16 protein-coding genes are annotated in these 24,760 nt (G+C 43.1%); 9 read left to right on the top strand and 7 right to left on the bottom strand.

Going from position 1 to position 24,760, the window contains the following annotated elements:
• Positions 1 to 1,082: 1,082 nt before the first annotated feature.
• A complete protein-coding gene (locus NST45_RS09790) occupies positions 1,083 to 1,223 on the bottom strand; it encodes a hypothetical protein (protein WP_339825483.1) in 141 nt (46 codons plus the stop codon).
• Between the two features lie 308 nt (positions 1,224 to 1,531).
• Between NST45_RS09790 and NST45_RS09785 the strand changes: the two genes are divergently transcribed.
• The 5 genes from NST45_RS09785 to NST45_RS09765 all read left to right on the top strand — a co-directional run bounded on the left by NST45_RS09785 (position 1,532) and on the right by NST45_RS09765 (position 11,773).
• Positions 1,532 to 2,179, top strand: coding sequence for a transcriptional regulator (locus NST45_RS09785; RefSeq protein WP_076106179.1), 648 nt, complete (start codon positions 1,532 to 1,534; stop codon positions 2,177 to 2,179).
• 482 nt (positions 2,180 to 2,661) lie between these two features.
• Positions 2,662 to 3,450 (top strand): MerR family transcriptional regulator, encoded by a 789-nt coding sequence (locus tag NST45_RS09780; protein WP_036688167.1) that lies wholly within the window; start codon positions 2,662 to 2,664, stop codon positions 3,448 to 3,450.
• A complete protein-coding gene (locus tag NST45_RS09775) occupies positions 3,447 to 4,124 on the top strand; it encodes a GNAT family N-acetyltransferase (RefSeq protein WP_036688169.1) in 678 nt (225 codons plus the stop codon). The genes NST45_RS09780 and NST45_RS09775 overlap by 4 nt, the downstream gene beginning before the upstream one ends.
• Positions 4,108 to 5,115, top strand: coding sequence for an alpha/beta hydrolase (locus NST45_RS09770; RefSeq protein WP_076098976.1), 1,008 nt, complete (start codon positions 4,108 to 4,110; stop codon positions 5,113 to 5,115). The genes NST45_RS09775 and NST45_RS09770 overlap by 17 nt, the downstream gene beginning before the upstream one ends.
• An 838-nt stretch (positions 5,116 to 5,953) precedes the next feature.
• Positions 5,954 to 11,773, top strand: a complete 5,820-nt coding sequence (locus NST45_RS09765) for a bacterial Ig-like domain-containing protein (RefSeq protein WP_339825479.1) — start codon at positions 5,954 to 5,956, stop codon at positions 11,771 to 11,773.
• Between the two features lie 78 nt (positions 11,774 to 11,851).
• On the opposite strand, the gene NST45_RS09760 is transcribed toward NST45_RS09765, so the two are convergent.
• A complete protein-coding gene (locus NST45_RS09760; protein ID WP_036688173.1) occupies positions 11,852 to 12,631 on the bottom strand; it encodes a helix-turn-helix domain-containing protein in 780 nt (259 codons plus the stop codon).
• Positions 12,632 to 12,751: 120 nt separating this feature from the next.
• Here NST45_RS09760 and NST45_RS09755 point away from each other — a divergent pair, with 120 nt between their 5' ends.
• On the top strand, positions 12,752 to 14,668 hold the full coding sequence (locus NST45_RS09755; protein WP_339825474.1) for a right-handed parallel beta-helix repeat-containing protein: 1,917 nt from the start codon (positions 12,752 to 12,754) through the stop codon (positions 14,666 to 14,668).
• A 54-nt stretch (positions 14,669 to 14,722) separates the two neighbouring features.
• Here the strand turns inward: NST45_RS09755 and NST45_RS09750 are convergent, their stop codons facing one another.
• Positions 14,723 to 15,142: a hypothetical protein gene (locus tag NST45_RS09750; RefSeq protein WP_036688177.1), complete on the bottom strand. Its 420-nt coding sequence runs from the start codon at positions 15,140 to 15,142 to the stop codon at positions 14,723 to 14,725.
• A 297-nt stretch (positions 15,143 to 15,439) separates the two neighbouring features.
• Here NST45_RS09750 and NST45_RS09745 point away from each other — a divergent pair, with 297 nt between their 5' ends.
• The gene (locus NST45_RS09745) at positions 15,440 to 16,270 is read left to right on the top strand and encodes a MerR family transcriptional regulator (RefSeq protein ID WP_339825471.1); all 831 of its coding nucleotides are present in this window, start codon (positions 15,440 to 15,442) and stop codon (positions 16,268 to 16,270) included.
• 13 nt (positions 16,271 to 16,283) lie between these two features.
• Positions 16,284 to 17,309 (top strand): serine hydrolase, encoded by a 1,026-nt coding sequence (locus tag NST45_RS09740; RefSeq protein ID WP_076296232.1) that lies wholly within the window; start codon positions 16,284 to 16,286, stop codon positions 17,307 to 17,309.
• Between the two features lie 81 nt (positions 17,310 to 17,390).
• Here the strand turns inward: NST45_RS09740 and NST45_RS09735 are convergent, their stop codons facing one another.
• Positions 17,391 to 17,780 carry a hypothetical protein gene (locus NST45_RS09735; RefSeq protein ID WP_076225205.1) on the bottom strand — a complete coding sequence of 130 codons (390 nt, stop codon included), beginning with the start codon at positions 17,778 to 17,780 and terminating at the stop codon, positions 17,391 to 17,393.
• 131 nt (positions 17,781 to 17,911) lie between these two features.
• Positions 17,912 to 19,657, bottom strand: coding sequence for a beta-galactosidase (locus NST45_RS09730; RefSeq protein WP_076106200.1), 1,746 nt, complete (start codon positions 19,655 to 19,657; stop codon positions 17,912 to 17,914).
• Positions 19,658 to 19,811: 154 nt separating this feature from the next.
• Between NST45_RS09730 and NST45_RS09725 the strand changes: the two genes are divergently transcribed.
• On the top strand, positions 19,812 to 21,266 hold the full coding sequence (locus NST45_RS09725; RefSeq protein ID WP_038571715.1) for a sulfatase-like hydrolase/transferase: 1,455 nt from the start codon (positions 19,812 to 19,814) through the stop codon (positions 21,264 to 21,266).
• Between the two features lie 72 nt (positions 21,267 to 21,338).
• On the opposite strand, the gene NST45_RS09720 is transcribed toward NST45_RS09725, so the two are convergent.
• Positions 21,339 to 22,838 carry an arylsulfatase gene (locus tag NST45_RS09720; protein ID WP_051491566.1) on the bottom strand — a complete coding sequence of 500 codons (1,500 nt, stop codon included), beginning with the start codon at positions 22,836 to 22,838 and terminating at the stop codon, positions 21,339 to 21,341.
• Positions 22,839 to 22,853: 15 nt separating this feature from the next.
• Positions 22,854 to 24,749 (bottom strand): family 20 glycosylhydrolase, encoded by a 1,896-nt coding sequence (locus NST45_RS09715; protein ID WP_036688191.1) that lies wholly within the window; start codon positions 24,747 to 24,749, stop codon positions 22,854 to 22,856.
• Positions 24,750 to 24,760: the final 11 nt, after the last annotated feature.

Raw genomic sequence — 24,760 nt, 5'->3', positions numbered from 1 at the left:
TAATGACGAAATGAAAGGACCAGTTGGGCGACTTATGCTACTTTGGCAACTCGAATGTATCTGCCGCGCGCATGCGGACTCAGGAGACCTTATTTGCTGAAAAATGAGGGTTTTGCCACGCTATCGGACTCAGTTGCAGCTATTTGCACATAACTACCCCATTTTGAGTCGATTTGCAGCTAATAAGAGCTATGCAGTCCGTAACTTTTGGAATACGAGCGAAAATGTACGAATAGCTGCAATACGGTCCGTTCATGCTGGAGTTACACGACTTTGGGACATGGAAGACATGGACACAATGATAATCTGACGACTTGGACTAGATAGACAATTCTGACGTCGTTGGGAACTCTGAATACTTACACCGCGCGCATGCGGACTCAGGAGACCTTATTTGCTGAAAAATGAGGGTTTTGCCACGCTATCGGACTCAGTTGCAACTATTCGCTCATAACTACCCCATTTTGAGTCGATTTGCAGCTAATAAGAGCTTTGCAGTCCGTAACTTTTGGAATACGAGCGAAAATGTACGAATAGCTGCAATACGGTCCGTTCATGCTGGAGTTACATGACTTTGGTGACATGGAAGACATGAACACAATGATATCTGACATCTTGGACTAGATAGATAAATCCGACGTCGTTGGGAACTCTGAATACTTACACCGCGCGCATGCGGAATCAGGAGACCTTATTTGCTGAAAAATGAGGTTTTTGCCACGCTATCGGACTCAGTTGCAACTATTCGCTCATAACTACCGCATTTTGAGTCGATTTGCAGCTAGTAAGAGCTATGCAGTCCGTAACTTTTGGAATACGAGCGAAAATGTACGAATAGCTGCAATACGGTCCGTTCATGCTGGAGTTACACGACTTTGGGACATGGAAGACATGGACACAATGATAATCTGACGACTTGGACTAGATAGACAATTCTGACGTCGTTGGGAACTCTGAATACTTACACCGCGCGCATGCGGACTCAGGAGACCTTATTTGCTGAAAAATGAGGGTTTTGCCACGCTATCGGACTCAGTTGCAACTATTCGCTCATAACTACCCCATTTTGAGTCGATTTGCAGCTAATAAGAGCTATGCAGTCCGTAACTTTTGGAATACGAGCGAAAATGTACGAATAGCTGCAATACGGTCCGCAACGTTCGAAAATGAATAATGATATTGCGCAGAGCACGTAATCCATTTTTGCGGATCAGTAACCACATGATGATCGTCCTAGAAAAGCCATGCGGCCGCGCTGAGGGAAGAATCCGCTTTTAGAGTAACTATTAACTTCAGCAAATTTAGCTCGTTCACCCTGCTAGCTTCCTTCAACTAAAACCTAATCAGATTCGTCATCTTTATACACAGTAACTCATTGAAGAAATCTTCAGCACTCGTTATAATAGCAACTATAGGTCGTGAAGAACACGCCGCTTTTATACAATCTCTATCCTGGGCTGAGCTCAGGAGGAATTGTATGGGAGCGGCTTTTTCTTTTTTCAAAAAAAATTACTTAAGGAGGATACACAAAATGTTCAGATTCGAACAGCAACTAGAGGAATGGTTACAGATCAACTTGGATAAGGAGAACAATCCCCGCAGACAGGAGCTTCTTGCAAAAGGGTTGGGCTATGGAACAGTCGAATTTCTACGTGCGGTATGGTTTCCTGCTGTAGGAAACTTCAACTACTTGTTCCCGGAATGGGAAGTGCGCGATTTCAACAATGGTTATCGTTATCTTGATCTGGCCTATATGCCAGGTGGAGCAAAGGGCGGAATTGAGATTCAAGGCTACGGTCCGCATGCTAGAGATCTTGATGTACGACGATTCAAAGATTTATGTAGACGCCATTCCTTATTATCGCTAGACGGTTGGACCTTCCTATCCATCGCCTATCCCTCAATCACGGACGAGCCTCAGCTATGTCAACAACTAGTACTCGCATTCATCGGCAAATTCATGGCTTCAGACGTGCCCTCTTCATTAACATGGTTAGAAGCTGAAACACTTCGTTTCGCAAGACGTCTTCTGCGTCCTTTCACACCTGTTGAACTCACCCATCATCTTAGAGTCACTAATCGTCATGCCCGACGTGTTTTACATGAGTTAGTTGAACAGCAGCTACTAGAGATCGTTGGTGGAAAAGAACGCAATCGAACCTATCAGCTTAGAATGTGATGATTTGATTTGATTAGTTTGTTTTGATTAGTTTGGTTTGATTAACAAAGTTACGTTCGGACCGTATAGCTCTTATTTCCCAATTATCTTCGTTTTCGCCACGCTATCGGACTCAGTTGCAACTATATGCTCATAACCACCCCATTTTGAGTCGATTTGCAGCTAATAAGAGCTATGCAGTCCCTAACTTTTGGAATACGAGCGGAAATGTACGAATAGCTGCATTACGGTCCGTAATGGCAACTCTAAGGTCATACCAACAAGGCTCATACAAAAAAAATGATCATGAATCTAATCCGTTGTACCCCCGCATTGTCCTTCCAAAATCTAAGTCTTTTTCAATACCACCCATTACTATTACTAATCATTATTTAGAAAAAAAGTGCTCTGCTTATCCCGTATTTTAATCGACGCTTGACCTTAGGTCTGACCTAAGGTTTATAGTTATTTTATCAAATAACTTACAGTTAGGAGCACCGCCCTTGAATCCGTACCTTACAATTGGAGAACTATCAAAACTTATGAATGTATCTATCCACCAGATTCGATATTTTGAAGAAAAAGAAATCCTGTTTCCATCCTATATAGACAATAATCAGTACCGGATGTACGGCATCGATGAGATCTATCAATTGGCACATATCCTGTTGCTCCGCAAATTAAACATCCCTGTCAGTACCATTAACCAAAGTATGAATAAATCCGCAACGAATGACTACCAACAGCTGTTAGAGAAATCGCTAAACAAAATCAACTCAGAAATAAACCAATTAATAATGCTGCAACAATTTATACAAAAGGTACTAAAAGAACATGCAGATTATGGCAACATGGAGGGGGATTATCAAATTAAACATGTGGACAATCGTTATCTGAAAAAGTGGTTGGTGCTAGAGGATAACGAAACACTAACTGCACGAAGTTTATATGAAAAAAGACCGCAGAACCATCATTTATTTGAAACAGATTTGCATTATGTATACGATTCTGAACAAGTAACCTTATGCTTTGAAACCATTGAAACCACTCCCGCCCCTGACATTTTTTTAGAAAAAGGGTGCTATCTCTATAAAGCATTTTTTGTAACAGACGATCAGGATGTAGATCATGAAATTGCCAAGCTGGAACACTTTTTAAATGGGCATCACTACATGGTATTGGGACCAATCATCATTCTGGAAAAATCGTACCTATCCATGTTTAACAACGACAAGCTTCATTATGAGCTTCAAATTCAAATCGAGCATGCCCTAGCTGATACTACTAAATGAGTACAAACGAGGTTATCATCGCCCATTACCAGGAACAAGATCGTGAGGCTGTAAGCAGGCTATTGGTAGATGCATTTCACGGGAAATTTCACTCTCTCCTCTCTCTCGAGGACAATGAAATTGCTGATCTACTTATAAGACTTTGGGAACAAGATTCTTCTTCCTTATCATCTAAACAAATAATCGCTTATGAAAACGGAGAAGTGGTTGGCACTATCTACTTAAAATGGCAGGATACGCTCTCCCTTAAAAAAGGATCAATTAAACCACTAAATCGGGCTCCCTTTTTGCAGCTATTCAAGAAATTTGGATACTTAAATGTTTGTAAGTTAATCCTTGGGTTATATTTTTTGGATTATCAACCTAGAGCAAAAGAGTGTTATGTGGCTCATTTGGCTGTTCGGTCCAGTCACCGCAATAAGGGAATTGGCAAAGAGTTGCTGGGTTGGGCGGCGGATTTTGTAAACAGTCATTCTAAGGTTGAAAAATTAACGCTACATGTTGCTAACAAGAATAAACGAGCCATTAATATGTACCAGCAGTTGAACTTTGAGATCCATAAATCTAACTATAGCGCGGTAAGACATTTACTTTTTAAAGAGCCTATTTGGCATTACATGACAAGAAAAACATCGCTACAATCTGGGGGATCAATGAATGAAAAAGAAAATTAAGCTAACTGTCTGGATGATTACCATTTCGTTGTTAATTGCAGCGGTCTTGTTCGTACTACAGCAACATTCTTTCTCAATGACTGAGCAAAAAATTGAAATTGATACGCCTCAAGGTCAACTAACAGGAACCTTAGTTCTGCCCGAAAGCTACTCTGGAACCGTCGGACTGGTAGTTTTTGTTCATGGGGATGGCCCAGTTAATGATACTTACGATGATGGATATAAACCTTTGTGGGAAAAGCTCGCCTCTGCCGGATATGCTTCCTTATCTCTTAACAAACCAGGTATTGGGGGTTCCTCAGGGAACTGGCTAGAGCAAAGCATGGAGGATAGAGCACAAGAAACTATATATGCGATTAACTGGGCTAAAGCCTTACCTATGATTGATGCTCAAGCTATTGGTTTGTGGGGAGCAAGTCAGGCGGGCTGGGTGATTCCCAAGATTGTTAAAAAAGTGCCTGATCTCGCCTTCAGTATTCTTGTATCCCCCGCCATTCAATGGATTTCTCAAGGACAATACAATACCAGACAAGAGATGATTTTAGAAGGTTTTTCGGAAAAGGAGATAAAAAAGAGAGAAGATTATAACGCGCAAATCCTACTGCTACTTAAGGAACAGGCGTCATATGAAAGTTACTTGCGAATTGCACAATCGGACGATTTAATTTCCAAAGAAAAATGGGGTTTTTTCTCTAAAAATTATCAGTCAGATGCGAGCGAGGATTTAAAAAACTTCACTACTCCTGTCCACTTAGTTCTTGGCGGGCAAGATATAAATGTAGATGTTGAGGAAACCGAACGTGTTTACCGTGAAAAAATTCCTAAAAACCTACTCTCCGTCTTCTATCTTCCTGATGCTGATCACTCTATGCTCTCAAAAAAGAATGCCTCATCACCATTAAGAACATATTTGACCGCAGTCTTTTTCCCACGACATATTGTTGTTGAGCAATATTTAGATGATTTGGTTCACTTTGTAAGCCAGTTTTAATCTGTTTGCCATCCATTAATGCACTCTCGCCAGTTGAACTCCCTACGTTCGGACCGTATAGCCCCTATCTGCCAATTTTCTTCGTTTTCACCACACTATCGGACTCAGTTGCAGCTATTTACTCAAAAGCACCCCTCAGATCCCCTTTTTCAGTTCATTAAGAGCTATGCAGTCCGAAACTCAGGGAAAATGAGCGAATTAGCTGAAATAGCTGCCTTACGGTCCGTAACGACAACCGCGGAAGGAATTACCGACAGCCCAAGCCCGTGTATTGGCTTTGATTTCCCCAGAATCTACGTATCTTATAGAATACCTACGACTATCACCAATGCACTCCCTACGTTCGGACCGTATAGCCCTTATTTGCTGAATTTCCTCGTTTTCGCCACGCTATCGGACTCCGTTGCAGCTATTTACTCAAAAACACTGCTCTGATCCACTTTTTCAGCTCATTAAGAGCTATGCAGTCCGAAACTCAGGGAAAATGAGCGAATTAGCTGAAATAGCTGCATTACGGTCCGTAACTCCAATGGCGGGCGTAATTTTCGCTCAAACGATCGCGGACTTCCACTGCGAACGTACTTATCGGCAGTTTCGGCGCCCGTAACCACCACGCCAGCGTGCTAACCACCAACACCAAGCTCCGAAAACTCCACATAAGTAGCAGAAGCAAAGGCATAAACCGGGTGTCATTAACTCAGATTCTCCCTCTCCTACTGCATAAACAGCGTTATATGGCGTATTGATTATAGCTGTACGCTTTAGTGATAACGTATAATTTCGGATGATCAAGCTTAGCTTTGGTCAAAATCGATCATATAAGGAGAGGTTTTAATCATTGAGAAAACAACAACGTTTGTTAGCCATGCTCGTAACCTTCCTGCTTTTGTGTTCCTCTTTTCCGTTATCGATGTTTGCAGAGGAAGCACCTGATCCTTATGAAGGAATGATTAACATTCAAAGTGAATGGCAAGGCAGCGTATTTGGTGATGTTGGGGGGCAAGACAAGATTACTGCAGCCAACTTTGGCATTACGGAGAACACGGATGGATCAGCTACACTGCGAAGCTCGAACGATAGAGGCAAAGTATCGGGCAGCACGGAAGGTATCGCTTATTACTTTAAAGAGGTTGATCCAAGTGTTAATTTTGAGTTGAAGGCAACGGCTCACGTGGATGCTTGGACAGCCAATAACCAAGTTTCCTTCGGAATAATGCTGCGCGGCAATGTGTGGGATAACCAATTCGGAGCCTACTCTGGAGATTATGTCGCCGTGGGTGCTTTGGATCAAGAAATGAAAACGTTTCACAAATCGCAAAATACAAGCCTACAGAAACTTGGGTACGTGTTTGATAACGTTAATCGCCCTGCCCAAGGAGAGAATTACGAATTAAGCATCAAAAAGACCGGAAATCTGTATATTGTCCGCATCGGTAATGAAATCAAAACGATCGAAAGCTTTGACGGCTCCATTCAATATGCGGGCCTTTATACCGCTAGAAATACTACGGTTACGTTCCGTAATATTCAATTCAGTCAAGAAGGTCAAATCGAGTTAGGACCTTGGGGCTTCAGCGCCTTCGGAGGCAACACTAGTCCAACTAAGAACCCCGAGCCTATAATTGAAAGTCCAACCTCTGTAACGATGACGACCTACGGCGGCAAAATCTCCAGCAGCGATGAGGGATTATCTTTTTATTCGAAAGAGATTCCGGTGGATGCGAACTTTGAACTGAAAGCGACCGCTTCAGTGATTGCTTTTAATAGCAATAGCACTGTCAGCACACCTAACCAGAAATCCTTCGGTCTTATGCTCCGCGACAGTGTTGGGACGAACGGAGATACAAACACAACCACTTCTAACTATGCGGCGGTGGGTGCTTTGGATCAGGTAATGAAAGGTTTTTATAAAAAAGACACCCAAGTGAAGTTAAATCCTTTTAGCGATATCCAGGCCCCGTCCGCAGGAGCTGTATATTCGCTAAGTATTAAAAAAACAGGAGATACTTATCGATTAAGTGTGGGTGATCAGACCGAAATCATAACACTGGACGATACGTTCACAGATACTCTTTTTGCCGGAATCTATGTAGCTAGAGATGCAACTGTTACTTTCAGTGACATAGACATCCAGCTTGAATCCAAAATCGTAACCAGCTTAACCGCTGATACCAGCGCAATGACGAAAACCACTTATCTGGTTGGTGAATCCCTTGATTTGACTGGATTAGTCGTTAAGGCTATTTTTTCTGATGAGAGTGAGGCAGTTTTGTCTTCTACGGATTATATTGTTACAGGCTTTGATAGCAGCAAGGTTGGAGAAAATATCATAACCATTAACTACAACGGTGCTTTCGTGAGCATTCCTTTGCAAATCGTTCCATTATCTATGACCTCATTATCAGTGAAGTATTATCCAGCTAAAACCGTATATTATCCAGGGGATACGTTCGATCCAGAAGGTCTTGTTCTTGTTGCCAATTATAATGACGGCTTCTTGACCAAAGAACTGACCAGTGATCTTTATTCCCTCTCCATTAACGGACAACCGGTCAGCGATTTATTACCGTATCTATTTACGCAATCAGGCTCCACAGCGGTATCCGTTACTTCAACAGAGGCGCCGGCAATCACAACGACCTTTAATGTGGAAGTAAAAGCAGCGACGTTATCCGCTTTAGAAATTCGAAATGAACCTAAACAAACACTCTACTATATCGGTGACTCCCTCAAACTAGAAGGACTTGTGGTTTATGCTCATTACAGTGATGGTACACAGATTCGGCTGTTGAACAATGAATACAAAGTCTCTCCTCTCGACACCACGACATCTGGCGATAAAAAAATCACAATTGCGCATAAAGGCTTAATAACCTCTTTTCAAGTTAAGGTCAACGTTAAAAAACTAGTAGGCATCGAAGTCACCAGCTATCCTAAAACTACCTTTTTTATTAACGACAACTTTGACAGCAAAAATCTGCTCGTATCCAAAGTGTATGATAATTCAGATAGAGAGAAGCTAAACAGCTATACGCTCGACACTTCCAAGTTCGACAATCAGGCAGCTGGATTGTATGAAATTGGTATACTCCCTACCGATTCTTCTATTAAGCCCATTACGTATTCCGTTACAGTAAAAGAAAAGATGGATCCCATTTGGAAAAGCATTCAATTCGGTCAGTCCACTTCAGCTGCTAACAATCAGACGATTGTCAACGAGGATGGATCCGCCCAGCTGATCGCTTTGGAAGGCGGCGGTAAAGTCACCGAAGATCATGACGGCATTACCTTCTATTACACCGAGCTAGATGCTTCGGAAGATAATTTCGTGCTGTCTGCGGATGTCCAAGTGTTGGCTTTTGCAAAAAATCCATATGACGGGCAAGAATCTTTTGGCATTATGGCACGTGACGTCATCGGCACACAAGGAAATTCTAGCGTCTTTGCATCCAATATAGCTGCCCTCGGTGGTTATAGCGGTGGGACGAAAAGCGATCTGGGCACACAGCTTTTTGTCCGCACTGGAGTTGAAAAAACGGATGGGACTGGCAGTAAAGGGATTCAAACCATCATGCTTCAAAAAGAACGTCCGGCACCTGCCAATACTGTTCCTGCAGCACCTTACCATTTAACGTTAGCAAAGACGAATAGTGGTTTTACAGGACAGCTCAATAATGGCCAGCAAGCTATTCATTTCACACCAGACATTCTTAGCGTACAGGATTCAAAAATGTACGTCGGATTCTATGCCGCTCGTTTAGCCACAATTAATGTAAGCAATATTCAATTAACAGTCACTTCAGCAGCTACAGATTCTCCTAAAATAGAACCACCTGCGATTCCCGTCACACCTAGCTTAAATATTCTTTCACTAAGTAAAACTTCAGATCCAGCTTACCAAATGATTGTACGCTCTAATGTCAACGGAACGGTGACGTTGAAGCAAGGTTCTACGATCATCGCTCAGGATATCGAGGCAATAGCTGGTAAACGTCTTTCTATTCCCACGAGACTTCTTGATCAAGGAGATACGAACTTTAGTATTACTTTTTTACCAGATGATACTCAGTATTTGACCTCTTATGAGAAGATTATCAGCAACTTTACCGTCACCCTAAAAAGTTATAACGAAGATGATGAGATCTACGTATCGCCCACCGGATCAAGCTCCGGAGATGGAACGATCAATCTCCCACTTGATATCGATACTGCGATTGATTTCGTTAAACCAGGTCAGCATATTATTGTGCTTGAGGGTCGTTATGTGCGGAAATCACCACTTGAGATTAAAAAGTACAATGATGGTAAAGCCTCCGCCAAAAAGTATATAGAAGCAGCACCAGGAGCAAGACCTATCTTTGATTTTGACAAAAAAACAGAAGGCGTTCTCTTGAGCGGAAACTATTGGCATGTGAAGGGACTTGATTTCACTCGCTCAGCTGGGAATACCAAGGGCTTTACAGTGGGAGGCAATTATAACATCGTTGAAAATAGCCGTTTCTATGCGAATGGTGACACTGGTCTACAAATCAGCCGAACAGATGGTACCGCGATAGAACTCAGTGAATGGCCTTCCTACAACTTAATTCTCAACAGTACCTCTTTCGACAACCGTGATCCATCCGACAATAATGCCGATGGCTTTGCGGCAAAATTGACTGCGGGTGTTGGTAATATTTTTAGAGGTTGTCTGGCGCATAACAATATCGACGATGGCTGGGACTTATATACGAAAGCAGGCTCAGGAGCGATAGGTTCAGTGCTGATTGAGCACAGCGCCACCTTCAACAATGGGTTCTTAACAGACGGAACCGTAGGTGCCGGTGATAAAAATGGCTTCAAGCTTGGTGGCGAAGGCATTCATGTCACACATACCATTCGCGATTCAATCGCCTTTGGTAATGGCGCTTATGGTTTTACAAGCAATAGTAATCCAGGTGTGATCGCCATCAACAACATCGGATTTAACAATATGCGTGGTAATATAAGCTTCACCACTTATGATCACATTACTGCTGACTTTACGATTGACGGTTTCTTATCTTACCGAACTGCCAACATTGCAAAAGACCAATATCCAGCTTCTTTAGCTGCGGACAATAATTTCATGTTTGACGGTACGCGATCGGCGAATAAATCAGGTTTAGAACTGACCGATTCTAACTTTGTCAGCTTAAATCCTGTAGTCAATTACTCTCGGGATGCTGACGGGAATATAATCTGGGGCGATTTCTTGAAGTTCATTCCTTTTGATGGACCGGAACCAAGTCCGACGGCTTCTCCAAGTCCGACGGCTTCTCCGAGTCCGACCGCTTCTCCGAGCCCGACGGCTTCTCCGAGTCCGACGGCTTCTCCGAGCCCGGCGGCTTCTCCGAGTCCGACTGTTTCTCCGAGTCCGACGGCTTCTCCAAGTCCGACGGCTGCCCCGAGCTCAGGCAGTCCCGGATCATCGGTTGGAGATTCGGCCACTACTATACTCCATTTGGACGGTAGCGTAAGGATTGAGATACCTACTACTATGAATGGAGGAAAAACTAGTGCGATATTGACTGAATCTTCCTTACAAAAGATTATCGCTTTAGCCAAACCTAATTCTGCAGGCCATAATATCCTAAGAATTCAGCTTGCAGAGGAACAATCGTCAGATGATAGCTCATTTGAAGTCACTCTCCCTGCCGCTGCATTTCTTGTTGGAACTTCCACATTGCAGCTTGAGATCAATACAACACTAGCTACCTTTGTACTTCCGGATAATCTATTCCCGGCGAAGACACTGGACAATGTGAAGACAGTTACTTTGCTCCTCAAATCTGTCGATACAACAGGAAGTTTAAAGAAGCGATTGGGTGAACGTTTGCTTATTGATTACGAGCTACTTTTGGATGGTACAACAGTTCAATTAGAGAGCTTAAATTCAGCCATACAAATTGGGCTTCCTTATCTAGAAGCTGTACCTCCATTGAGCAACACCTTTATTGTAGTGTGGAACGTCAATGAGTACGGAGTCATCCAACCGGTATTAGGCGGGAATTATGATTCAGATAAGAAGCAAGCTATTTTCTCAACAACAAATTCATCTGGACAATACGCCGCCGTTTACAATCACAAAACGTTCAGGGATATAACAGATTCTCATTGGGCGAAGTTTATTGTAGAAGTACTAACATCAAAAGGTGTCATTAATGGTGTAACGGAAACAGAGTTTAGACCCGAACAGACTATTACACGTGCAGATTTCGCACTTTTATTAGTTAGAGCTATAGGTCTATCCGCAGCAGAAGGAAATAGCTTTGCTGATGTGTCACCTAACGATTATTTTTATGAGGGACTTATGACTGCTCAGAAATTAGGGGTCGTTACGGGCCAAACCGACGGTCTTTACCACCCTCATGATTCCATCTCCAGACAAGAGATGTTTGTTATGGCAGCTAGGGCATTGAAGGCTGCAGAGGTATGGAAATCGAATACGACCTCTTCCTCTGCATTAGACGGCTACACTGACCATAATCAAATTTCTAATTATGCGGCAAATGATATTGCGGCGCTGGTATCAGCAGGTCTCATTAAAGGAGACTCTCAGCAGCAGCTTACACCAACTGCCCATTCCACACGTGCCGAAGCAGCCATGCTGATTTACAGAATTATGATGCAACAATAAAAAAAGAAGAACTCCAAGACCACTATACTCGTGGTTTTGGAGTTCTTTTTATCCTCTTCCCTACCGTCTTAAAGTCTTCTAGTTCATTTTCTTATCAGGCGGATTGGAAACCCGATACCCTTTCGGCGATTGATGGGTGATTTTCTGAAAATTCCGATGAAATGACCGTAAGTTGCTATAGCCGCAAAGGTTGGCGACTTCACCAATAGTCACATTCGAGTTTTTTAATATATAACATGCGTGTGAGATCCGATAGTGATTCAAGTAATCTGTGAAGGGTATTTTCATCAGCTGGACAAACAGCTTTGATAAATACGGGTAATCATATTGCAGATGTTTTGCTACAGCTTTTAATGTGCAATCGGCAGAATAATTTTGTTCTACAAAAAGCAGGATTTTATAGAGCACCTTTGTTTGCGGGGACTGTTTGACCGGAGCAAATGATGTCTGACAGATCAACCCCGCGCATACACCATACAGGAAACTTTTCTGGCTATAAATCGAATCCAGCTTTGAACAATCAGGTTCATTCACAGCATGGAGGACATTGTCAGTTGGAATAAAGCTTTTATAATTCATGTGAAAATCACCTATCAATTCTGTGGAAAAAAGGATCACCATAATCTCCGAAAAATCAATCGTCTCAAATTCATGCATCTGATTAGGAAAAATAAAAACCAGATCATTTTTCTGCACCTGATAGCTTTTCCCATCAATGGTGATAGATAACTGCCCGTCGTTGACATAAATAATCTCAAATGCCCGATGAAAATGAAGTGGAAAATGATAGTTTTTCAAGGGAATGAGTTTAAAGTAATCTTTTTCGCTGACACCATGTTTTTCAAAAAAGGGCCACAAGTAGATTCTCCTTCACGAAAACACTAATTTTGTCTTAAAGTGTACTATATAAAGTATAGAACTAACAACGTTATTTCCTATAATATTGGATAAAGTCAACCAAGCGGAGGTTATAGGACAATGGAATATCACGTATCAAAAACTGGTGCAGATCAAGGTCAAGGTACTCAACATGATCCCTTTTTAACCATCAATAAAGCGGCTTCAGCAGCTGTGGCTGGGGACAAGATTATCGTTCATGAAGGGATATATCGCGAATGGGTAAAACCGAGATACAAAGGATTAAGCGAACAAAGAAGAATTATTTATCAAGCCGCTGAAGACGAGCAGGTTGTCATAAAAGGCTCTGAACATATACAAGATTGGCAGCAGGTTGAGAATCATATTTGGAAAGTGATCTTGCCGAACACGTTTTTTGGCAGCTTTAATCCGTATGTTGAGGAAGTGTCTGGCGATTGGCTCGTCACTATAGAGGAGACAAGACACTTAGGCGATGTATATCTAAATGGCATGTCTTTTTATGAGGTCAGTCAGTATGATCAACTGGCAGCTCCCGTCGAAAAGCTGGAGTTCAAGGATCTCTGGACACATGAGATGGTTCCGGTCCAAAATCCAAAACAGACAACCTATGTTTGGTTTGCCAAAGTAAGCCCTGACCACACCACGATTTACGCTAATTTCCAAGGTGCCAACCCGAACAAAGAACTGGTAGAAATCAATGTACGCAGATCTTGTTTCTACCCTGAAGAAACCGGGATTGATTATATTACTGTAAAAGGTTTTGAAATGGCGCATGCTGCAACACCTTGGGCACCTCCAACGGCAGACCAGCCCGGACTGCTAGGCACTAACTGGAGCAAAGGCTGGATTATTGAAAATAATATCATTCACGATGCCAAATGCAGCGCTATCAGTATCGGCAAAGAAGCTTCCACAGGCCATAATTACCGTACCATTCGAAAAGACAAACCCGGATATCAATATCAGCTTGAATCCGTCTTTACTGCTGAGCGTCAGGGCTGGAGCAAAGAATCGATCGGTTCACATCTTATCCGCCATAATACCATTTATGATTGCGGCCAAAATGCCATCGTCGGCCACTTAGGTTGTATTTTCAGCGAAATTCATCATAACCATATTTACAACATTGCGATAAAACGGGAATTCTGGGGCCACGAAATTGCCGGGATCAAGCTTCACGCACCGATCGATACTCACATCCACCATAACCGGATTCACGATTGTACTTTAGGTTTATGGCTGGATTGGCAGACCCAAGGGACAAGAATCAGTAAAAATCTGTTCTATCAAAATCACCGGGATTTGTTTATAGAAGTAAGCCATGGCCCTTACATTGTTGACCATAATATCTTGACAGCTAAACATGCTTTAGAGAATGTAGCCCAAGGTGGAGCCTATATCAACAATCTGATCGGCGGCAGGATGGTTCATCGAAAGGTACTAAACCGGTCCACGCAATATCATCTTCCGCATAGTACAAAAATTGCCGGTTTCTCACTTATTTATGGTGGGGACGATCGATTCTATAACAATATCATTGTTGGAAAAGATGGATGGACAGGCGTGGGAACATCACATTTCAATAACTACACCACCTCTTTGGCGGAGTATATCGAGAATGTCCATAAGTTACACGGTGATCTTGAGGAGTTTGAACTCGTTGAACAGCCTATGTTCATTAATAACAACGCTTATTTAAACAGTGCTGAGCCTTTCGAAAGAGAGAATGTAAAGCTGGTTGAGGAAAGCTTTGATCCAGACTTCTTTATTGTAGATCAAGGAGATGAGGGACTCCTTTCCATTGATCTGCCTGAAAGCTTCGTTAACTTCTTAGGTGAGGTACATTCAACTGAGACTTTGCCGCGGGTGCGCATCGTGGATGCCGAGTTTGAGAATCCGGATGGCAGCAATATAATTCTGGATACAGATTTTCTGGATAACAAGAAAGAGAATAAAAGCACTTTAGGACCTCTTACACTTTTGAATAAGGGCAAAAATTATATTAAAGTGTGGTGATCGGTAAAGCAGGTGGCTAGTCCACCTGCTTTTTCATTGCTATAATTGAGTCTGCTATTTAATATCCTTAATCTTTTGAATAGATACTTCGTTTTGTTCTATTAGGATCTGATATTCAACAATCTCTCCTGCTTTAAATTCTTCCTTAAATTCTTTACTGACCGAGTAATTATCTTTCGGATTGAGTGTAACCTTAAATAAATGCTTTCCATTATCTATGGGGAACTTTGCTACCCCACCATGCTTAATATTACTGTCGATCAAAGAGTTAATTTGAACGTCATTTCCTTCATCAACGGTAACAACTACACTTTTTAAAAATAACGGACTGTTATTCGTAATCAGCAAGTTATATTCTTGATCATCAGTTACATCTACATCTGTATTATTGGATATATCGGCATTGTTTTTTTCGCAACCCGATAACAGGACGATAAACAAAACGAATAAAGATACGTATTTTTTTCTAGACAAAATGTTCTCCTCTCCATTCCTATAATCTTTTCTTGTGAAAATCTTAACATGTTCTAGAAGTTTTATGGGAAATATTTGAAGGCTTTAGCTAAAATGATACACTCTAATAAATAAGGGTAGCCCCGTTGGCTACTCCTTTCTGAATGGCCATTTACCTATATATTGTCGTAACCTTGGAATCGGTTCACTATTTTGCTGTTGACTTTGACCTTAGGGTAAGGTGTTAAGTAGAGCTAGAACCAAACATCGATGTTTTAGCTTGGAAGCTTAATTCAAACGAAAAAGGGAGATGACTTTTTGCTGTCGATTGGAGAATTCTCGAAGATATGCGAAGTTTCTACGAAGACGCTTCGATATTATGATGAGATCGGATTAATTCATCCCGATGAGATTAACCCTGAGAACGGTTATAGGTATTACTCCATCAAACAACTTAAAAAAATGCTTTTTATCAATCGTCTAAAAGCTTATTATTTCTCGCTGGAAGAAATCAGAGACATTTTGCAATGGGAACAGGATCATTCAGAAGAGAAGCTCTACTCAGCCCTTAATCTCAAGAAAAAAGAAATACAGGAGAAAATAAGTACTTATGAATACACCTTAAAACAAATCAATAGTGATGTATTAAATTTGGAGAAAGGTATCCCCATGATGTCCTACCTGAATGAGATAAAAGTAGAGCTTGTTGAAACTCAGCCTATGAATATTCTTTTTACGCGTCAGATGTTGAGCAGTGATGACTATGCGCTAGGTTATGGACATTATTTTAGCGGGCTATATGAAAAAATCGCCACTGAAAAACTCACTTTGCTCGGTACGCCAATAACAATTTATCACAGCCATGAATATAATCCAGCCGGAAATGATACAGAGTTTGCTCTCCCCATAAAAGAGGTTGTAAAAGGTACAAGAGATTTGCCTGATGCTCTTTGTGCGAGATCTGTTCTTAAAGGCGCCTATTCAGAATTGACCTCGGTCTATGCAAAGCTGAGAGAATGGATAGAAAATGAAGGTTATGAAATGGTGAATTCGCCCTATGAAATATATGTAACGGACCCGATACAAGCCGCTGTGCCTGAGGATCTGGTTACCCAGGTCTATTTTCCAGTAAAGAAAAAAAATTCATAAAGGAGATACTTTCATGCTCAAAAACAATTATCCAACTTCAGATTGGCAAATCTCAGCCCCCGCAAACTTGGGAATGGATGCTGATATGCTTTCAGAACTAGAATCAAGGATCAAATCCGAGTATAGCAATATCAACGGGATTGTTGTGATAAGAAGTGGAACTATCGCTTATGAAAAATATTATAATGGCGCTGGCCCGAATGACACACATCATGTGGCCTCTGTAACAAAAAGTATCATATCCGCGCTCATAGGCATTGCCATAGATGCTGGCTTTATTAACAATGCAGATCAAAAGGTACTGGAGTTTTTCCCGGACTATGTTCCAAACGCTGCTCAAGATCCGCAAAAACAAGAAATCACCTTGCACCATCTCCTTACGATGACCGCACCTTATGCTTTTGCAGATTGGCACGAACCGCTGGAGCAAATGTGTATGCAGCCTGACTGGGTAAAATATACGCTGGATATGCTAGGCCAACAAGGAACAATTGGGGATTTCAAATATTCTACCGCTGGAGCACATCTGCTTTCTGCCATCATCACGCGCAGCACTGGACAAAGTGCCCGTGAGTTCGCCAACGAACGTTTATTTAAACCTATCGGAATGAATGAAATCCCGGATTATGAGATGAGCTCATTTGGGTTCGATGATTTGTTTGGGGTAAATGTGAAGGGGTGGGTGGAAGACCCAAATCGTATCACCACAGGAGGATGGGGACTTACGTTGTCTCCACGCGATATGGCGCGTTTTGGTTTATTATATTTGAACCGTGGACAATGGGAGCAAAATCAGATCATTTCGGAGACATGGATTGAGGAATCAACAGCGATGAACCCTAATCATTACGGTTACTTGTGGTGGCTACGCGAAGAAGACGGGGTTTACACCTACTCAGCGTTAGGTGATGGTGGTAATGTCATTTGCTGCATTCCAGAAAAGGATCTTGTCGTAACCATCGCCTCAGAATTCACACTTCAGCCTCGTGACCGCTGGCCTCTGATTAAGGAGTGTATTATTCCGTCTGTAGTAGAGTAAAGAAGATAAAAAACATGCTGGTTGCCCCTTCATTCACAACTAGGAGAGCAACCAGCTGTCTACACTCTAAATCATATTGCTTCAAGGAAAAATAATATCACCTTCGTTGCTGCTTACATCAAAAAATCCAACTTTATGTTTTATAGCCAACTCCCGCATCGCCGTATAAGCTTCGTCAGCTACGGAATACGCAAAAGCCGCATAGATGACGGATGAGCCAAGCGAGTAGTCAGTTAACCGGTTATCCGTTCCGGCTTCCTCCATCGCCTCAAAAATCTCGTCCTCTACATTCATATTAGGAAATTGCTCAGACAACTCACTATAAAAGCGTTGCAGCGCCTCCGATAAAACCGATGGATCGTTATAGGCATGGTCTTCCGACCACTGCACTTGCTGCTCATACCACTCCATAAACGTTGCTCTCTCTTGCGGTGCTTTAGACGTCTCAAATGCCATCAAATCATAGCTCATTTAAAATCCTCCTCTAACCCACCCTAATCGTGCATTTTCAGTTCCTATAAATTGTTGGGCTGTCTTGATTATATATTAAAAATCATCAGACCCGTACTATAGAATCATGATACTTACTCAACCGTTAAATATCATGTGAGCTCCGGTGTATCTACAAAAGTAACCACTGGCTCCATTACGCCATGTAGTTCGAATAAGATAAGCTCGTTATCACCTTGACGCAGAAGCGGCGCTGGTAAGTATAGTGTTTTAGTTGGACCCTGCTCCCAGTAGCGCCCTAAATTAAAGCCGTTTATGAAAACCTGACCTTTACTCCATCCGTCCAGCCGCAAAAAAGTATCCTCAGACTTACTGACTTGAAAGCTCCCCCGGTAAAAAGTAGGCTGCTGACGTTGCTCGCAATCTATCGGTGTGAATGATAATCCCTTAAGATTGGTTAAAGGCAAAGAATGAATGGTCCAATCATGCAGGAATTGATAGCCGAGTCTAACGCCACAGGTTATGCCTTTTGGATCACAAAGCAGCGGGCCATAATTTACACGCCCCATATTCTCCACAAGGATGTCGATCTGCAGTCCCTCCGTTGGAACCTCTAATGGAATTCCTCGCGGATCCCAGCGTTCAACTGTACCGACAAAGGCCCCATTCGCGAATACAAGCGCACGATCACGTACTTCTTGAAGGACGAGCTCCATACTGCTGCGGGGTCCACTGATCCTCGTCGAATATAAGATGAACCCATGATTCTGACCCAGTTTCTCCATTGGCTCGGGACATGCTCTATGTTCTGGGGTAGACAAAACGTCTAACTGAGTGAACAGTGGTGCTGCTTCTGTCATCAACACTTTACCATAAGCTTGTGACTTTAATAACGGCGGTAATTCCAGTGGCGGTAACGTTACGTATTTCTCAATTATTTTTCGTGCTGCATAGAATTTTGCAGTTGGCTTACCGGATTCGTCCAGCAGCGTATCATAATCGTAGCTGGTTACGATGGGCTCATATTTGTCAAAAAGATTTGCCCCATTCATAAATCCAAAATTCGTCCCCCCATGGAACATATAGAAGTTAACAGAGGCTCCTAAAGCCAGCATTTCATCCAAAGTCTCCGCTACTTCAGATTCGGGGCGTGTATTATGCGGTTTCATCCAGTGGTCAAACCATCCATTCCAGAATTCCATACACATCAACGGTCCCGTAGGCTGATATTCACGTAGTTTAGCAAAGGCTTCCTTTGCCCGTGAACCAAAATTCACAGTGGCGAACACTCCGTCAATCATACCGCCTTGGAGCATATGATCTTCAGCTCCATCTGAAGTAAACAGCAGAACGTCCATGCCGCGGGCGATCATTCCTGCTTTTAGATCATTCAGGTAAGTCTTATCACTACCAAAGCTTCCATATTCGTTCTCTACTTGAAGGGCAAGCACAGGCCCACCGTTAGTGCTTAACAAGGGCCGCAGACGTGGAAGCAACTCATCGAAATAGGCATCCAACTTAGATAAATAGACGTTATCATTACAACGCAGTTGTATGTTATTGTCCGCAAGTAACCAAGCTGGCAATCCACCGAATTCCCATTCCGCACAAATATAAGGACTTGGCCGCAAAATCACGTGCAAACCAAGCTCTCCGGCAAGTCTAACGAAAGCCTCGATGTCAGCAAATCCAGCAAAATTGAAGTTCCCCTCCTCTGGTTCGTGTAAATTCCAAGGAATATAGGTTTCAACAGTATTCAATCCACAAGCCTTCAGCTTCAGCAAACGATCCTGCCAATATTCCGGAACGATCCGGAAATAATGAAGCGCACCAGAAAGCAACCGGATGGGTTGTTCGTCCAATATAAAATGATCCCCTGATATGGATAACTTCCGCATATAATTTCTCCTCCAACATTGAGATAGACTATTTAATTATAGGTAATAAAAATATCAACCCATATGGACGATTCTAATGAAATATATGGAGAATTCATTGGTTGCTAGGGGCTTTTGTGATGCTATACACTATATTCATAGGGGGTTATTACGGATGTCAAAAAGAACTCATATTTGGTTAATTACCACAGATCAAATGCGCGCGGACGCACTAGGTATCGAAAACGCTTCCGTACTGACACCTGAACTTGACCAGCTTGCTTCGGAAGGCACACTCTTCACTGGCGCTTACTGCGCTAGTCCCGTTTGCACGCCTTCACGTTCTTCCATTTTTACAGGCAGGTATCCGCATGTTCATGGTGCCTGGAACATCGGTACCACACTCAGAGAAGACGAACTTACCTTATGCGATCATTTAAAGAAAGCGGATTATAAAACCATCGGTATAGGAAAGATGCATTTCCGCCCTCAGATGAAGGGGAACTTTTCACAAGAATATGAAGAGCCTGCTTATCGTGACCGCGGAAGAGCTTCCGATGGAACGTACTACGGATTTGATGAACATCATATTACGGAAGACAATTGTATCGGGGAATATATGGAGTGGCTTAGACAGCGTAACCCTGAAGTGGCAGAGCGTTTCAGCAAGGATCATTACAGAGCTTCTAATGCTCAAAACGATGTGTGGGAGAGCGAACTCCCTCCGGAGCTGCATCAGACTTATTGGATTGCTGAACGGAGTATCGATGCTATCCTCGCCCACAAAACCGAGCAACCGCTATTTTTATGGACCAGTTTCGTCGATCCACATCACCCCTTTGACCCTCCAAAAGCTTACGCGGATATGTACGCTGACACTGACATTCCATCTCCAGCCAGAGAAGCAGATGACGTGCATCTTCGTCCTCCACATCTGCTGCGTCAGAGTCAGGGAGGATATTGGCCTGGTGGCGGTGAGGAGCATTCTCTTGATGAAGCGCATATGAAACGGCTCACCCGAAATTATTATGCGATGATTACCTTCATTGATGCGCAGATCGGACGTATTATAAAAGCTTGGCGTCAAAAAGAAATGTACGATGATGTAGTCATCCTCTTTACCAGCGATCATGGAGAACTGCTCGGTGACCATGGACTAATTTACAAGGGGCCGTGGTTTTATGAAGGGTTAACACGAATCCCGATGATCGTACGCGGTCCTGGGATTGCTTCCGGGCAACGGGTCCCTGCTTTGATGGAACATGTTGATATTGTCCCCACACTGCTTGCAGCCGCAGGTCTCAAAACTCCCTACGGAATTCAAGGTGTGTCACAGATGGAGGTGCTGGCTGGAAGAGAGTCCCATGTGCGCAATTCTGCCCTGACCGCTTATATTGCTCATGACCGCGGCATTAACGCTAAGTGTTTGCGTACAACACGTTATAAGCTGGTGATTTTCGCAGGTGAGACCTACGGCGAATTGTATGATTTGAAAGAGGATCCTCATGAAAACTCCAATCGTTTTGAAGATCCCGATTATAGTGATATTCGCCATTCGATGGTTGAATTGCTCGTCCATCGAATGATTCAAGATCAGGACCCTTTGCCTGAACGCCGGAGTAGCTGGTAAATTCACTAACCTTTCTTTATATCCGTAACAGACGTAGGGCAACCTGTGAGTTCTGGTTGCCCTATGTTATGATTATTTCCCCAATTGGGATGCCTTTAGAATATGAGATATTGGGCGTCCGGCAATCCATTCGCCGTTGTTTACAAACCCTTCCTCTCGTCCCTCCAGCTCGTGAATAAGACGCTCTCTCCACTCTTTTATACGCTCAAATTTATCAGTACAGCCTATCGCATTAATCTTCTCTGAGGGGTCTGCCGCTAGATCAAAATACTGCTCTTCCCCTGTCTGAGAATACCAAATAAATTTCTCTCTTCCATCCGTTAAGAAGTGGTGGGACTTTTCTCCATAGGCTTGTTCCCCATGAATATAAGATCGCCATAATGTCTGATCTCCCCTGCACAGCGGCAACACACTTTGCCCTTCTACTGGAACTGGTATTTGGACGCCAGCAGCTTCAAGAAATGTGGGCATAATATCGCGAAGCTCTACAATGGAATCAGGCCGGGAGCCTGCAAGAAGTCCAAGCGTTTCTCCCGGATCAAACACTATGAAAGGAATCTTAGCACTTCCTTCATAAGGAAGAGATTTGCGGAAGTAATGGTGATCCCCCATCATTTCACCATGATCAGAAGTAAATAGAATCAAAGTTTCATTTAAAACTCCATACTCCTGCAGCCCATTGATCAACCTCCCAATTTGGTCGTCAAGATGCGTAATTAGCGCGTAATACGCCGCACGGGCACGATCCAATCTGCGCTTTGGCAAATTAGTGAACGAAGAAGTTGGATCCTTAGCTCCGTTTAAGGCCGCACTCTCGTCCACCCAGTCTCCGATTGGAGGATCGGGAAATTCCAAGTCCTTGTACATATCTAGATAACATTGTGGCGGATCCAATGGGGAATGCGGGCGAACGAAGGAAGACCATAAGAAAAATGGTTTTCCAGGGTCCCTTCTTCGCAAAAATTCTAGCGACTCGGTCACGCACCAATTCGTGGGATGCATCGCTTCCGGCAAGTGCCAGGGGCGGGCAACCGTTGAGGCGTTGCAATCAAGGCCTAAATCAGTGATATCCGAGTTAGCATTAGTTTGTCTTCGCAGCCACTGCAAATAATCATCCACTTGATCATAGTGTTCATCCTGTAACGTTTTGCTCTTATCCCGATTGTAGTGAAGATATCCATCATGAAGCACCACATTATGGAATCCACATAGATTACGTGCAGGATACACATGCATCTTGCCAACACACTGCGTATGATAACCAGCTTGAGCAAGCTCTCCGGCAATCGTATGGGCGTAATTCCATTCAACCCTATCCTGATAACCAACCCGCCCATGTGATCTCTGCCCCATTCCTGTCATGATAGCAGCCCTGGCGGGAATACAACTGGGGGTAGCCGAGTAAGCGTGCTCAAATAAGATCCCCCTTGATGCCAGAGCGTCCAGGTTGGGTGTCTCAACGACGGGATGTCCCATAATGCTCAGGCAATCAAAACGCATCTGATCTACGGTGATAAGCAAAAGGTTGGGCTGCTTTGTGCCCTTTTGATGGTCCAGATTAGTATCAATCATAACCTCACCCCCTTCTTAAACCCCAGCGATCACGGATGGTGTTGCAATCGTGTGCCATAAATTCGCACTTATCGTCCTGGGGTCGCCCTCGTCAACAAGACCGTCGAACGTCAGAAGCTCCTCTTCTAATTCAGCAATCTGCTCCACGTTCCCTTCGACATAACGATTGATTCGATGAATCGCCGTTCTGATTCTCTCAAGCATTCCTCCCATACGAAGATCAAAAACATCAAGACCAAATACCTTATTTTCCAGCTCCCATTGCACTCGATAGTCGTCCATGAATTGTCTGGCCAAATCAGATAATTGTGGCAAAGTCACCTTGGCAAAGTGAGCCAATTCCTCTAAATTCCCCCGATGATAAGCGTCGCGTATAGAAATCCCGATTTCGCTCTTTATTTCGAGCAAGCGACACAAGCTGGCTTGTACAGAGAATAAGGATTGCCAAGGCGAATTGCGAGTGATCGCCTGTTCGAGCTTTTCTGCACTTTGCTGATAATGCTTCGAATACGCGTTAGGAATAACATGTCGATCAAACAAACCACACAAAATATCTTGATAAAGCAAGTATTTAGCCGGATTGATAGAACATCCCCCCGGAGCCGAATTACCCGGAACCAGGTTGGCCGCATCAAGTGCCATAAAGTCATCATAATTGCCTTGCACACAGCTGCTGAATCTTTCTTTGACATGGTTCTCCACGAAACATCCCGTGTAGCTCAGCTCCGCCCAAAGTTGAAGGGTAGGAAGAACCGAGAAAACGGAAGCTTCAGCGCCATTATCTCCCCATGCGGTAATCAACACTTCTTGAATTCCATGCTTAACACAGCTATCATGAGCCAGCAGACTGACATGGCGACTGAATTCATTGTTTGGCGCGAAGCCCATCCATTTCCAAGCACCACCTGCAAATCCAATATGATCATTCAGCTGCTTATGTTTGCTTAACATCCCGTCGTATTTCTCCTGCGTTTCCGAATAATAATCCCAGTAGATCAAGGTAACATCTTCAGGAATCAGCTTTACAATATCAGGGCTAATTGGACTTTCGGCATCGTAATATTCTCCGGCACTGGCCAGACGGAAAAACATGTCGCTCCACATCATCGTCTGGAAAGCATATTTTCTGGCGATCTCCATAACAGTGCTAAAGTGTTTTAACATTAATGAGGATCGATCCTGATACCCATGCTTATCCAGGTATTTACCAAGTCCCATCATATGAGCTTCGTCCATCCCGATATTTATGCGGCGACTGCTTACATGAGCCGACATAAAAGCAAACATTCGATCAATTAACTTGTAAGTTCTGGAATCATCAATAAGGAGAATATCCTGGAAATCCACAAGCGGTGCATGTGCCTGCCATTTCAATGCTTGTCCGAGATGGGCCAGGGTCTGAATACAAGGAACCAGTTCTATGCCAAATAACGCGGCATACTGATCCAGCTCCCGAATTTGATCTCCTGTATATCGGCCTCGCAAATAGCCGAAATAAGGGTATCCCTCCAGTTCGTAGGTGTCTTCCGTATACAACTGAACCGTTGAATATCCCATAAGCGCTAAACGCCGGATCAATTCCTTATATCCTTCATAGTTAAGAACCGCATTTCGCGAACAGTCTACCATGAAGCCTAACTGTTCATAAACCGGTCGTTCATTAATTTCAACTCGTTCTCCACGGCGTATGTTCTCAAGAAATCGGCTGAGTGCCCGGATCAACTGATGTTCCTCTTCATACACAATGGTGACCTGAGCCTCATCGTAAGATATTCGAATGCCCTTCCCTTGCTTCTTACAATTCACTGGTATCCCTGAGCGTTCCATTCGAATTCTCAATATTCCCGCTACTTCTGAAACAGCTGCTAGCTGTTTCTCAGTTAACCCTGTCAAGTGAATGCTAAGGTTCATAAACTTTACCC

The sequence above is a fragment of the Paenibacillus sp. FSL R7-0163 genome, from assembly GCF_037969975.1.
Taxonomy (GTDB): Bacteria; Bacillota; Bacilli; order Paenibacillales; family Paenibacillaceae; genus Paenibacillus_AQ; species Paenibacillus_AQ odorifer.
This window is presented reverse-complemented; position numbering and strand designations above follow the sequence as displayed.

Coding starts and splice junctions, on each gene's coding strand:
- NST45_RS09790 (WP_339825483.1), bottom strand. CDS start 1,223: ATGTGGTTACTGATCCGCAAAAATGGATTACGTGCTCTGCGCAATATC.
- NST45_RS09785 (WP_076106179.1), top strand. CDS start 1,532: ATGTTCAGATTCGAACAGCAACTAGAGGAATGGTTACAGATCAACTTG.
- NST45_RS09775 (WP_036688169.1), top strand. CDS start 3,447: ATGAGTACAAACGAGGTTATCATCGCCCATTACCAGGAACAAGATCGT.
- NST45_RS09770 (WP_076098976.1), top strand. CDS start 4,108: ATGAAAAAGAAAATTAAGCTAACTGTCTGGATGATTACCATTTCGTTG.
- NST45_RS09755 (WP_339825474.1), top strand. CDS start 12,752: ATGGAATATCACGTATCAAAAACTGGTGCAGATCAAGGTCAAGGTACT.
- NST45_RS09740 (WP_076296232.1), top strand. CDS start 16,284: ATGCTCAAAAACAATTATCCAACTTCAGATTGGCAAATCTCAGCCCCC.
- NST45_RS09735 (WP_076225205.1), bottom strand. CDS start 17,780: ATGAGCTATGATTTGATGGCATTTGAGACGTCTAAAGCACCGCAAGAG.
- NST45_RS09730 (WP_076106200.1), bottom strand. CDS start 19,657: ATGCGGAAGTTATCCATATCAGGGGATCATTTTATATTGGACGAACAA.
- NST45_RS09725 (WP_038571715.1), top strand. CDS start 19,812: ATGTCAAAAAGAACTCATATTTGGTTAATTACCACAGATCAAATGCGC.
- NST45_RS09720 (WP_051491566.1), bottom strand. CDS start 22,838: ATGATTGATACTAATCTGGACCATCAAAAGGGCACAAAGCAGCCCAAC.
- NST45_RS09715 (WP_036688191.1), bottom strand. CDS start 24,749: ATGAACCTTAGCATTCACTTGACAGGGTTAACTGAGAAACAGCTAGCA.